A 13,052-nucleotide genomic window follows, 5' to 3' on the forward strand; every position below is an offset into this window, starting at 1 on the left:
TATAATGAGCGATTTAGACAATAAAAAGAAAGCGTTACAGCTGATCTTAGATAAGATGGACAAAGCTTACGGGAAAGGAACTGTAATGCGTATGGGAGATTCGGCTGTTGATGATAAAATAGAAGTAATTCCTTCTGGATCTTTGGGATTAGATTTAGCGTTAGGAGTAGGAGGTTATCCTCGCGGACGTGTTATCGAAATCTATGGACCAGAATCTTCAGGTAAAACAACATTAACGTTACACGCTATTGCAGAAGCGCAAAAAGCTGGTGGTATCGCTGCTTTTATTGATGCTGAGCATGCTTTTGACCGTTATTATGCTGCGAAATTAGGTGTTGATGTAGAAAACTTAATTATTTCTCAACCAGATAATGGGGAGCAAGCGTTAGAAATTGCAGATAACTTAATTCGTTCGGGAGCGATAGATATTATCGTAATTGACTCTGTTGCGGCTCTTACTCCAAAAGCGGAGATTGAAGGTGAAATGGGAGATTCTCGTATGGGATTACAAGCGCGTTTGATGTCTCAAGCTTTACGTAAATTGACAGGTACAATCAATAAAACGAAATGTACAGCGATTTTCATTAACCAATTACGTGAAAAGATTGGGGTAATGTTCGGTAATCCAGAAACAACAACTGGTGGTAATGCCTTAAAATTCTACGCATCTGTACGTTTGGATATCCGTCGTTCTACTCAAATCAAAAATGGAGATGAGGTAATCGGAAATCACTCGAAAGTAAAAGTGGTTAAAAATAAAGTTGCTCCACCATTCCGTCAAGCAGAATTTGATATTATGTACGGTGAAGGAATTTCTAAAGTTGGAGAAATTTTGGATATGGGTGTTGAGAAAGGAATTGTAAACAAATCTGGTTCTTGGTATTCATACAACGATAGCAAATTAGGGCAAGGTCGCGATGCTGTAAAAGAAGTATTGAAAGATAATCCTGAATTGGCAGAAGAAATTGAAGCTAAAATTGTTGCATTAATCAAAGGTGAGCCAGTAGATGGAAAACCTTCTGTTGATAATCCAGCTGACGAAGCAGAATTATTTGCTGAAGATTAATTCGAAAGAATTTTTATATAATGATTTTTAAGCTCTGAGGAAACTCAGAGCTTTTTTGTTATCTTTAAAATTCACTAATATTTATGTATGAGAAAATTATTTTTATTTGGTTGTATTTTATGCTTTTTTAATTCTTGTTACTCACCAAAATATGCATTAACAGATGTATTATTAAATCCAGATAAGAAATTAGTTCATCTTGATAAAACCTTTTTATTGGTTAAAAATAATTTTCCATTTAATGCTGTAAAATTTAATGAAAAGGTTGATAATGATTTCAAATCTCTTTTTGGTTCTCAGTTATATCTTCAACAAAATTTTATTGATTTTGATGTAAGTGATTTTAAATATCTATTAACAAAAGATGAATTAATTTTAATAAAAGATCAGACAAATAAAGATTATTTATTACTGTTGAAAACATTGTTGAAGCCTGCTTATAAAAATGGTAAAAAAGATAATTCAATGAACAATAATCAGATGAAAAGAGAGTATCATATTATTCTTGAAGTTTATGATTTACAAAATTTGGAAAAGATTTATGCGAAAGAATCAGGATCAATTTTAGAGTTTAAACATGAAGGAGTTTCGGCTTCTACTACTTCTGAAGTTCAATTGGAAAAGACTTTTCAGCTTTTATTTAATGATTTTAAAATTTTTATCAATAAATAATGAGGTTATTAAAATAAAAAACCACTTCTGCAGAAGTGGTTTGTCATGTTGAATTCATTTCAACATAGTATATTGTTTATGATGAGAATCTGAAACGAGTTCAGATTGACATACTAGAATTTACTCCAACATATATTTCAATTTGTAGCCAAACATTCCACGATCTTTGATCATATCAGCAACACCTTCTGGGCATTCATTTTCCCAATCTTGTTCGGCATTGGCGATTTTTTCTAAAATTCGGCGAGAATAAGAATCTAAATAACCTCTGTTGTAATTCAAAATATCTTGAATTCTTCCGTTATATAAGAAATATTTGTACAACTCGTGCACACTATCACTTACTTGTAGATTTTTCGACGTCAACAAAATATCTTTTTCTTTGTCTAAATATGGATACAGATAAACTTTTACATTTTTCTTGAATAATTTCCCGAAAGCTTCCATAATTCCGCCAGGTAAATCGGCATAATATTGCTCATTGAAAATTTCGACCAAATTATTAACACCCATTGCTAAACCAACTTTGGTTTGATTTCGAGTGAATTTTGAGAAATAATCGACTAATTTATAATATTCAGAAAAGTTAGAAATGATAACATTGTAACCTAAACTACCAATAATATCAGCGCGATCTAAGAAATCTCGTTCATTCAATTCGCCTTCAAAACCAGAAGCAATCAAATTAGAAAGTGTAATTTCGAATAAAATTTCGGTATTATCTGTTCGAACATCATCTTCTTGTTTGAAAATCTCCAAACCACCTTTGAACATATCCATATTGACATTCATAAAAGGACGGAAAGAGCCACGAACAGCGAAGATATTTTTCTTGTATAATAAATCGGCAGGTAAAATATTTTTTCCCTGTGGATTGAAAACCGCAACATCAGTCATTCCATTTTTAACCAATTGAAGCGACATCAAACGATTATCAACATATTTGAATTGTGGACCACGAAAGTTAATCATGTCAATTTCTAACTGATCTTTATCCAACGTATCGTACAAAGATTTGATTAATTTTCGAGGATTATCGTAGTAATAATAAGCACCATAAATCAAATTAACACCCAAAACACCTAAAGTTTCTTGTTGCAATTGAGCCGTATTTTCTTTGAATTTGACGTGAAAAATAATCTCGTTTGCTTTTTCTTCTTCTGCATTCAATTTGAAACGTAAACCAATCCAACCTTGACCTTCATTTTTCTTCGAATAATCAATTGTTGTCACTGTATTTGCGTACGTAAAAAATGCTTTTTCTTTGTAGTGATCGTGTATTAGACGCTCTTTCATCAATTCCATCTCATGATCCAGCATCTTTTTAAGGCGAGCTTGTGTCACATAACGACGATTTTCTTCTACACCATATATCGAATCGGACATTTCTTTGTCATAAGCACTCATCGCTTTTGCAACAGTACCCGAAGCAGCACCTGCGCGATAAAAAAAACGAACGGTCTCTTGACCTGCTCCAATTTCTGCAAAAGAACCGTATATTTTCGGATTCAAATTGATCTCTAAAGCTTTTTGTTTAGGAGTAAGAACTTGTTCTAATGCCATATTTTAATTTCAAATAGTTTGTGGTAAATTTACCAAATCATTATGGCTAAATCAAATATAAGAATACATTTTTTAGGAACTGGGACTTCGCAAGGAATTCCGATTATTGGTAGCGATCATCCAGTGTGTTTGTCAACAAATCAAAAAGATAAACGTTTGCGTTCTTCTTTGTTGTTAGAAAAGGATGGAAAGGTTGTTACGATAGATAGTGGACCAGATTTTAGACAGCAAATGTTGCGTTATAATGCGCAAAGATTGGACGGAATTCTGTATACACACGAACATAATGATCATGTTTTAGGATTGGATGATATTCGTCCGTTGGTTTTTAAATCTGGAGAAGATATGAATGTCTATGGTTTGAAGAGAGTGTTGGATGAATTACATAATCGATTTCCATATATGTTTGCTGAACATAAATATCCTGGAGTGCCAACGGTGATAGAGAATGTTGTGGAAGATGAAAAATTTTCGGTAGCTGGATTTACGATTGAACCAATAAAGGTTTTGCATGGACCTTTGCCTATTTTGGGCTATTTGATTGATGATAAAATTGCTTATTTAACGGATGTAAAAACGATCCCAACAGAATCTCTAGAAAAATTACGAGGAGTAGAAGTTTTAATCATTAGTGCGCTACGAGTAGAACAAGAACATTTTTCGCATATATTATTAGATGAAGCCATACGATACTCGGATTTGATAGGTGCAAAGCAGACATATTTTACACATATTTCGCATCATTTGGGATTTCATGATGAAGTAGAGGAAAAATTACCAGAAGGTAAACATTTGGCTTACGATACGTTAGAAATAATTCTGTAAAAAGTTTAAAAAATAGTTGGAAAAATAAATAAACTAACATTATATTTGCAGTCCATAAAGGCTCGGATGGCGGAATTGGTAGACGCGCACGACTCAAACTCGTGTTCCTTTGGAGTGTGGGTTCGATTCCCACTCCGAGTACTAAGCAAAAGCTCGAAACATTAGTTTCGAGTTTTTTTTTATTTACATTCTCCTTTTTGTATAATTTTTACTTCAAATTTTCGGGCTCTATCATCTGTAAAAATAGCTTCGTTTTCATAAAACTCGGGAAGTTTGTAATGTGTATTATCCAGCCAACCACCATTTGGCCAATCAATTTTATGCAGATAATTATTTTTCGTTGTTATAGTTAATCGATATGTCTTTGTTGACTTATTCGTTTTAACCTTGACATTTGCGCAATATTTTCCATCTTCAATGTGATCATTTATATTATGAAAATCTGAAGACGACGAACAACTATAAATTATAGTAAAGCAAAAAAGTAAAAGTATATTTTTCATCATCTTTTTATTTAATCTTCGCTTAACAATCTATTGATATTCTGTTAAGCTTTGAATTTAATTTGCTGCATACATTTGCAGTAACAAAATCCTCATGTGTTAATTTATATCATTTCTCAAAATTACTTCTCTCTCCGGGAAGTTTTTTTGTTTTTACATAAAAAGTACAAGACTAACCGCCATTACAAACATTCCGATTACAATTCCGTAAGTTGATAATTTTTTTCCAGCGAATTCGTTTGCGGTCGGAATTAATTCATTGATCGAAATGTAAACCATCATACCTGCGACGCTTGCGAAGATTGCTCCAAAAATTGATTCATCAAAAAATTGTAACAATACAAAATAGCCAATTAATGCGCCAATAGGTTCTGTTAATCCTGATAAAAAAGAGTATAGAAATGCTTTTTTTCTATTCTTTGTAGCGTAATAGATTGGAATAGCAACGGCAATTCCTTCTGGAATATTATGAATAGCAATAGCTGAAGCAATAGAAATTCCGTAAGTTGGATTTTCTAAAGCGGACAAAAAAGTTGCTAATCCTTCAGGGAAATTATGAATTGATAAGGCTAAAGCTGAAAACAATCCCAAACGTAATAATTTCTGATCGTTTGTTTCTGTTTTATTTTCTTCACAATGATGATGAGGTAATATTTTATCGATTAAAATAATGATTAAAATTCCAGCAAAAAATCCAAATAAAGTATATGTGTAACCTAATTTTTCTCCAAAAACTGTTGATAAAGATAATTTTGCTTTGGTCAGAATTTCTACAAAAGAGACATAAAGCATTACGCCAGCAGAAATTCCTAACATTACGCCTAAGAATTTTGGATTGAATTTTTTGTACAATAAACACAAAAGGCTTCCAATTCCAGTACTAATTCCGGCAAGAAAGGTTAAACTAAAAGCAAATATCAACGGGTTTGAAAACATTAATTTTAATAAATAAGTTAGATTAATCTAACAAATATAATCTTTTCATTGTTTTGAACCAAGATAAATTAAGAAACCAACAAATTTCAATGTAATTTATCAGTTGTTGTAAATTATGAAAAGGATAAACTTATTTTTGTTGCATTAGTTTTTATTCAAATGGAACTTTTAGACGAAAATATTCAAAGCGATGTGTATCGCTCAATGCTCGAAATGATTGCCAAATTGGGATTATCGAGTTATTCTACTACAATAATGACAACAATTATTCTGTCAATTTTGTTAGTTATTATATTATATGCGATCGATTTTTTATTACGAAAAGTGTTACTGCTCGTTTTAACCAACTTTATTGCAAAAAGTAAGACCAAGATTGATGATTTATTGATCAAGAATAGAGTTTTGCAATTTGCAACACATATTGTTCCTGTAATTGTCGCCAAAGAAGCGATTCCGCTTATCTTCAAAGGATTTCCGAATTGGATCAAAATTGCGATGCAAATTACAGATGTTGCGTTGATAATTGCGGTTGGATTGTTGTTTAATGCAATTTTTAAAGCGTTCAGGGATTTTCTTCGAGGTAATAAATCTTTTTCGGATAAACCAATTGATAGTTATCTGCAAGTGATGAATATTTTAGTTTTCTTTGTTTGCGGAATCCTAATTTTCTCGATTGCGACAGGGAAATCGCCTATTACATTTTTGGTTTCTTTGGGAGCAGCTTCGGCGGTTTTGATGTTGGTTTTTAAAGATTCGATATTAGGTTTTGTGGCGAGTATTCAGGTTTCGATGAATGATATGGTGCGCGTGGGCGATTGGATTGAAATGACAAAATATGGCGCAGACGGAACGGTTACTGAAATTAATTTAGGAACGGTAAAAATTCAGAATTTTGATAAAACAATTACAACAATTCCAACGTATGCCTTGGTTTCAGATTCGTTTCGTAATTATCGCGGTATGCAAAATGCTGGTGGACGACGCATTAAACGTTCGATAAATATTAAAATGAATTCGATTCGATTTTTGACTGAAGAAGAAATTGAAGAATTGAAAAAAATCCGAATGTTACATGATTTTATTGTAGATAGAACGAATGAAATCAATCAATATAATGTATCGAATAAAGTTGATCCAACGATTTTGGCGAATGGAAGACGAATGACGAATATTGGTCTTTTTCGACAATATATCAAGACATATACCTATAATAGTCCAAAAATTAGAACAGATTTGATGTTCGAGGTTCGACAACTTCAACCAACCGAGCACGGTTTGCCAATTGAACTATTTATGTTTACAAATACAACAGTTTGGAACGAATATGAAGTGATTATGGCTGATATTTTCGATCATATTATTGCTGTTGTTCCATATTTCCATTTAGAGGTTTTCGAGTCGCCTTCTTCGGATGATATGCGTGTAATTGCTGAAGCATTGAAAAGAAATAATTAACAAAGAAGCTGAACATTATTGTTCAGCTTCTTTGTTTTCGCTGGGTTTTTCCATCAAATTAACCATCAAATTTTTTAGTTTTTGATACATAAAAGAAGTTAATAAGATTAAAATTCCTAAAACGATAAAAGATATTATTCTGAAAATATTGCTCATTTCCCAAACATCTACGAAATATAATTTTAGAATAATCAATCCAAATAATATAATTCCAACAATAGGAAAACCTTTCAGTTGTTTTCTCAATCCGAAATAAATCAATACAAATCCTAAAACGGCCCAAATAATTGGCAATAATATCATTCGGAAAATATCGGCTTGATGCGAAAAATTAGAAGAGCTTTCGTCAAGTGTTATCAACATAAAACCATTGTATTTCTCGAAACTAATCACATAAACCAAGACAATCATGCTGATGATTTGTTTTGCTTTGGAGCTATGGAAATCGCTACTTTTTACAACTAAATAAATAATGTATGCGGTTGGAATGAGATAACTCAAATAAAGGAAATAACTACCGATGTTGTAATTTATTTTGCTTGGTAACAACGGAATTTCGGCAAACATTGGTAAAAATAGAATGCAGAAAGCTGCAGAAATTTGTAAAATAAGTTGCAAAGCATTTCCTAAATTTAGTTTTTCGCGCAGTGCTAAAACAAAAGCAATAAAAAATAATGTATAAATCAATACATAACTTACAATCATCATAAAGTTGAAATAAGGTTCGATTTGGTAAATTAATTCGAACAAAATTCCTGTGTACATCAATAAAAGTGATGTTGAGATGAAGATAAATTTGGAATGATTGAGCTTAAAACCTAAAAATTGTTCTTCGGTTTCGAAATCTTTCATCAAATATATATTCGCAATAGAACAAATTAATGCAATAAAACTTGTGATGAAAACGTGATTGAAAATTACGACTAAATGTTTTTCAGTATCAATATAATCAAACCAATTGACGCATAAAGCAATCAATAAAAAAGGAAACATGGCAATGAAAAAGACTTTGAAAATGTTTTCTTTACTTTTTTTCCAAAGAAACAGTAATAAAGTTGATTCAATCGCGAAACAAATCGAAACGACATTTGCTTTAAATTGTAGTGCAATTGCAGTTGTGATAAGCGCAATACTCAAACCGATTAAGGTTTTTTGTAATAAATTATTTTTAGAGGTTTTGTAGATGTAAAATGCACCGAAAGCGTTTATCAATCCAAATAAGAAAGCCATCAAACCATTATTATTTCCAATAATAAAATAATAAACCGAAGAAATTAAAACGGTTGATAAAATGGTATTGAAAATAAGTAAAAGGCAATTCCAAACCGAAAATTCTCCTTTTTTGAAATAATTCAGCAAACTTGTTACTGTAAAAATAACGTAAAGCAAGCCAAAGAAAAGATATTGCGTTGAGGTTTTGGAATCGTCAATCCACGCAATACTATATATAAAGGTAAAAGCAAACGCGATAAATGAAATGATTTGCCAGTTTTTTCGCCAAGCCATGTACAGCATACTTAGGTTGAGAATCGTCAAATAACTAAATAGAAATACAAAATTGCTTTCGCCTGTACTAATCATTAATGGAGCGGTGAAACCACCAATAATCGAGAAAATGGCTAAAACTTGTCGATTATATAACATTGCCATCACGATAGAAAAAATCGTCACAATTGTTAATAATCCAAAAGTGGTATTCTGAGAAAGTAAATGATATTCTCGGAAGGCGATAGTTAAGGTGAAATATAAAACGGTTAATCCACCTCCAATTAAGATGGAAGAAAAGATTTCAAAATTTTTCCGAATAAAATGAGCAATTCCAATAATCCCTAAACCAACTCCAATTCCAATCATCACGCGGAAAGTTTCGTTGATCCAATTTTGATCAATTGCATATTTTACGAAGTAAGCAATTCCTAGAACTAAGGTTACAATCCCAAAAATCGTCAAGAAATTGTCTTTGATAAATGAAATTGTATTGTTGAGGTTTTTATCAAAACTGCTTTCTGTTGTTTGTCTTGGTGGAATTTCGTCAAAAATACGTTTTGGCGCTTCGACTTTATTGTAGGAAACAACTTCTGGTTGAGGTTCAATTTTTTTCTCTTCAACTATTTTAGGTTGCTCAACAATTGGTTTTGATTCAGTTTTAATTTCTTTCGCATCCAATTGCTCTTGCAAATGTTTTAGCTTAGTTTCTTGATAATCAAGTTGTTTTTTTAGTTGCGAAACTTTATTAAACAAAATCACAATCAATACGAATATAATAATGGCAATAAAAAATTCCATAAAGTGTTTTTTAGTTAAATTGAAGTTAAGCTTTTTTTCAGAAAGCCTAAAATTTTGTTTTGCATATACCAAAATCATTCTGTTTTCGTTATTCTACAAAATCTTTATTTTTGCTAAATGTTTAAAAAGCTAAGTACATTATTGTTTATCGCGCTATCGACTTCGATTTTTGCGCAAGATGGAACGCGTGTTTACGAGTTTTTGAACATTACAACTTCTCCACGTCAAGCGGCTTTGGGAGGAAATGCAGCAACTTCTTGGGATGCTGACCCCAATTCTGCTTTATGGAATCCTGCGTTGATGAACCGAGAAATGCATGGTCAATTTGGAATCAATTACGTCAATTATATTGCGGATGTAGATTTCGGAACATTTTCGACGGTTTATGAAATCGATCAAGAAAATTTTGTTTCTGTTCATGGTCAATATGTTGATTACGGAAAATTAATTGGAACTGACGAAAATGGAAATGTAACAGGGAATTTCAAAGCAAATGATGCCGCAATTACAGTTGGTTATGCACGTGTTTTGGGCGATTATTGGACAGTTGGAGCAAATTTAAAATACATTAATTCTACTATCGAATCATATAAATCTTCGGCAATTGCGGGAGATGTTGGTCTTTCGTACCACGATTTCGATAAAAATATCAATGTTTCGCTAGTTGTGCGTAATATCGGTCAACAAATTCAAACGTATAATGGCAAAAAAGAAGATATGCCAACGCAAGTTAATTTGGGAATTTCGCATCGATTAGAACATGTTCCGTTAGAATTTACGTTTTCTTTGCACGATTTGCAGAAGTTTGATATTTCCCAACCTTATAATAAAAACGGACAAGAAGTCTCTGCTGGAAGAAAAATGATTGATCACCTTTCGGTTGGAGCAGAATTATTTCCCGAATCTGATTTTAATATGCGTTTAGGATATAATTTCAAACGTGGAAATGAATTAGCAGCCGAAGGAATTCGTTCTCTATCTGGCTTAACGTATGGTTTTGGAATCCGTATAAATGCGTTCCGATTTGAGTTTAGTCATGCGAATTACCACAAATCTGGAGGTTCTAATCACTTTGGTTTGATTCTCAATTTAGACCGAATTATTCAAGGTCGAGATTATTGGAGAAGTAATCCTTGGCTATAAAAACTTTTCAAACAACTATAAAATCTTATCTTTGTCTTCAATTCTATATAGATGAAAGAAAATTTAATTATTGCAATCGACGGATATTCTTCTACAGGAAAAAGTTCGATGTCAAAAATTATTGCAAAAAATCTTGGTTATACACATATTGATAGTGGTGCAATGTATCGCGCTGTGACTTTGTATGCGTTTCAACATCAGTATATTGTCGATAATAAAATTGATGAGCAAGCATTAATAACCCATTTATCTGATATCAAGATAGAATTTCAACAAGATCCTACAACTCAAAAGAATCTTACTTTTTTGAATGGTGAAAATGTAGAAGCAGATATTCGTACGATGGAAGTTTCTAAAATGGTTAGTCCAATTTCTGAAATTCCTGCTGTTCGCGATTATTGTGTAGCGCTTCAACAGCAAATGGGAGAAAAAGGAGGTATTGTGATGGATGGTCGCGATATCGGAACAACAGTTTTTCCAAATGCAGATATCAAAATTTTTATAACAGCTTCACCAGAAGTTCGTGCACGACGTCGCTTTTTAGAATATCAACAACAAGGGAAAAATATTCCTTTGGATGAAGTGTTGAAAAATGTGAACGAAAGAGATTATATCGATTCTCATCGCGCATATTCTCCACTTCGTAAAGCTGATGACGCAATCGAAGTTGATAATTCAAACATGGATTTGGAAGAAACGGTGAGTAAAGTGATGGAGATTATTAATTCTAAAAAATAGAATCCTCTGTTGCGGTTGTAAATTCTTCCAAAAATTTCATTCCTCGATAAGAGTTTCCTTTTAAATTTAGTTTAGGACTCCAAACCGAAACAATGTAATATTTGGGCATAATTGCAACAATTCCTCCGCCAACACCACTTTTTCCTGGTAATCCAACACGAAAAGCAAATTCGCCAGATTCATCATAGAAACCACAAGTTTGCATAATAGCGTTGATACGTTTTGTTTGGCTAATGTTCAAAACTTGATAATCATCAAACAAGTTTTTTCCTTTATTGGCCAAAAATGAAAAAGTTTTACTCAATTCCATACACGACATTTCAATCGAGCAGATATAAACATACAAATCCAAAACTTCATCAGGAGAATTATGAATATTGCCCAAGGATTTGATAAAATTTGTTAAAGCTGCATTACGATAAGCGGTAGAAAATTCACTTTTTGCAATTTTATCAGAATATTGAATAGAATAATTACCAGAAACCTTTTTAATAAAATCCAAAAAATATGCTTTCGGATCATCACAAATATCAATTAAGATGTCGCAAACCACTAAAGCACCTGAATTAATAAATGGATTTCTAGGAATTCCTTTGTCAGTTTCTAATTGTAACAATGAATTAAAAGGCGTTCCCGAAGGTTCTACATCAACTCTTTCCCAAATTTTCTCGCCAATTTCTCTATAAACTAAAGCCAAAAGCAACACTTTTGAAATACTTTGAATCGAGAATTTTTCTTCACAATCACCAAATCCAAATTGAAGTTGATCCGTAAACAATAAAGAAACTCCAAATTTCTCGCCATCTATTTTAGATAATTCTGGTATATAGTTCGCCGTTTCACCCAAATTCTCTTCTTCAATTACTTTTAGGTAAATCTTATTTATTATCTCAAAATATTCTTTTTCTTTCGAAATCATAGCGCATATTATATATAGTATGAATGTAAATCTATTTTACACGTTAAACAAAATTAGAAGTTTATTTATTTTCTTAACTAAATATATCCCGTTTCGCGACAATTTCTCCCGATTCGATAACCACAAAGTATCCGCTGCTGCTTTGCTTAATTTAGCAAACCATCACCGTCTAATCATTTCATTGCTGTAAAAACTATAAAACATTTAGTTTTGCTGAGCTCCCAAATATAAAAAACAAATTCTCTTGTATAATCGAATTTAAGAACGAACTTTCAATAAAAAGGCGTTCATAAATGAAGAAATTCGCAGCGAATAAAAAGATTTAGCCGATAGGTTTTTAAATCTTTTCGCGCAGAATGATTCATTTTAGCCTTTTTGTTGAGGTCTTGATTTTAATACCCAAAATCATCTCATGATTTTTCCTCTTAATCTCAAATGTTTTTTTATCAAGAAAAAAATGAAAGTAAATATTAATTTTTTACATAAATCTCTCTATTTCGTCTGCCGTTTAGCGTAATCCGTCAAACATTTCAAAAAATATTTCCCATCATACCAATCACTTAAGAGAAGAATGTAAAATAAATGTAAAGTTGGTTTGGAAAAACGAATAATGCAGGCGTATATTTGCAACCTCAATACGAAAGACGAGTAGTATTGAAATTGACATAGGGACTTATATAGCGACAAAAATTATTTAAAAATAAATTTGCGAGTTTAGAAATAAGTTTTACCTTTGCAAACCGATTCCGAAAGGAGTTTTGGAGTGAAGGTGAAATTGACTTGTTGAAATAAAAATTTTCGAAATAAAATTTGTTAGTTAAAAAATAAGTATTACCTTTGCAACCGCAAATACCGAGAGGGTTTGCTAAATGAGAAGTTCATTTGAAATTATAAAATATACAGAAGAAAAAATAGCCGAATAAAACGAAGTCAATCCTTGAATAAT

The 13,052-nt window shown here is 32.0% G+C and carries 11 protein-coding genes and 1 tRNA gene; 7 read left to right on the plus strand and 5 right to left on the minus strand.

All coding sequences use genetic code 11. The annotated features are described in order from the left end of the window. The first annotated feature begins 4 nt into the window (after positions 1–4). Entirely contained in the window at positions 5–1,066 is a 1,062-nt protein-coding gene (gene recA, locus HXZ74_RS07540) for a recombinase RecA (protein WP_038333157.1), read from the plus strand. Positions 1,067–1,153: 87 nt separating this feature from the next. Beyond that, complete coding sequence (locus HXZ74_RS07545) at positions 1,154–1,738, plus strand: hypothetical protein (RefSeq protein WP_115002191.1); 585 nt, start codon at positions 1,154–1,156, stop codon at positions 1,736–1,738. 120 nt (positions 1,739–1,858) lie between these two features. Here the strand turns inward: HXZ74_RS07545 and HXZ74_RS07550 are convergent, their stop codons facing one another. Beyond that, entirely contained in the window at positions 1,859–3,301 is a 1,443-nt protein-coding gene (locus HXZ74_RS07550; protein ID WP_115002193.1) for a TonB-dependent receptor, read from the minus strand. A gap of 42 nt (positions 3,302–3,343) precedes the next feature. Between HXZ74_RS07550 and HXZ74_RS07555 the strand changes: the two genes are divergently transcribed. Together HXZ74_RS07555 and HXZ74_RS07560 are read left to right on the plus strand one after the other, a co-directional pair. Beyond that, on the plus strand, positions 3,344–4,126 hold the full coding sequence (locus tag HXZ74_RS07555) for an MBL fold metallo-hydrolase (RefSeq protein WP_115002195.1): 783 nt from the start codon (positions 3,344–3,346) through the stop codon (positions 4,124–4,126). A 60-nt stretch (positions 4,127–4,186) separates the two neighbouring features. Next, positions 4,187–4,267, plus strand: a tRNA-Leu gene (locus HXZ74_RS07560). A 38-nt stretch (positions 4,268–4,305) separates the two neighbouring features. Here the strand turns inward: HXZ74_RS07560 and HXZ74_RS07565 are convergent. Together HXZ74_RS07565 and zupT are read right to left on the minus strand one after the other, a co-directional pair. Beyond that, positions 4,306–4,632: a hypothetical protein gene (locus tag HXZ74_RS07565; RefSeq protein ID WP_286474674.1), complete on the minus strand. Its 327-nt coding sequence runs from the start codon at positions 4,630–4,632 to the stop codon at positions 4,306–4,308. A 150-nt stretch (positions 4,633–4,782) separates the two neighbouring features. Then, positions 4,783–5,565: a zinc transporter ZupT gene (zupT, locus tag HXZ74_RS07570; RefSeq protein WP_286474677.1), complete on the minus strand. Its 783-nt coding sequence runs from the start codon at positions 5,563–5,565 to the stop codon at positions 4,783–4,785. Positions 5,566–5,724: 159 nt separating this feature from the next. Between zupT and HXZ74_RS07575 the strand changes: the two genes are divergently transcribed. Then, positions 5,725–7,020, plus strand: coding sequence for a mechanosensitive ion channel family protein (locus HXZ74_RS07575; RefSeq protein WP_280063411.1), 1,296 nt, complete (start codon positions 5,725–5,727; stop codon positions 7,018–7,020). 15 nt (positions 7,021–7,035) lie between these two features. Here the strand turns inward: HXZ74_RS07575 and HXZ74_RS07580 are convergent, their stop codons facing one another. Then, complete coding sequence (locus tag HXZ74_RS07580) at positions 7,036–9,306, minus strand: DUF2339 domain-containing protein (protein ID WP_280063412.1); 2,271 nt, start codon at positions 9,304–9,306, stop codon at positions 7,036–7,038. Between the two features lie 117 nt (positions 9,307–9,423). Here HXZ74_RS07580 and porQ point away from each other — a divergent pair, with 117 nt between their 5' ends. Continuing rightward, on the plus strand, positions 9,424–10,449 hold the full coding sequence (porQ, locus tag HXZ74_RS07585; RefSeq protein WP_280063414.1) for a type IX secretion system protein PorQ: 1,026 nt from the start codon (positions 9,424–9,426) through the stop codon (positions 10,447–10,449). A gap of 51 nt (positions 10,450–10,500) precedes the next feature. Then, complete coding sequence (gene cmk, locus HXZ74_RS07590; RefSeq protein ID WP_286474681.1) at positions 10,501–11,187, plus strand: (d)CMP kinase; 687 nt, start codon at positions 10,501–10,503, stop codon at positions 11,185–11,187. Here cmk and HXZ74_RS07595 read toward each other — a convergent pair. Next, the gene (locus HXZ74_RS07595; protein ID WP_221856736.1) at positions 11,177–12,106 is read right to left on the minus strand and encodes a glutaminase; all 930 of its coding nucleotides are present in this window, start codon (positions 12,104–12,106) and stop codon (positions 11,177–11,179) included. The two genes, cmk and HXZ74_RS07595, sit on opposite strands and share 11 nt — an antisense overlap. Positions 12,107–13,052 lie beyond the last annotated feature (946 nt).

This window comes from Empedobacter sp. R750 (assembly GCF_030324345.1).
GTDB classification, from domain to species: Bacteria; Bacteroidota; Bacteroidia; order Flavobacteriales; family Weeksellaceae; genus Empedobacter; species Empedobacter falsenii_C.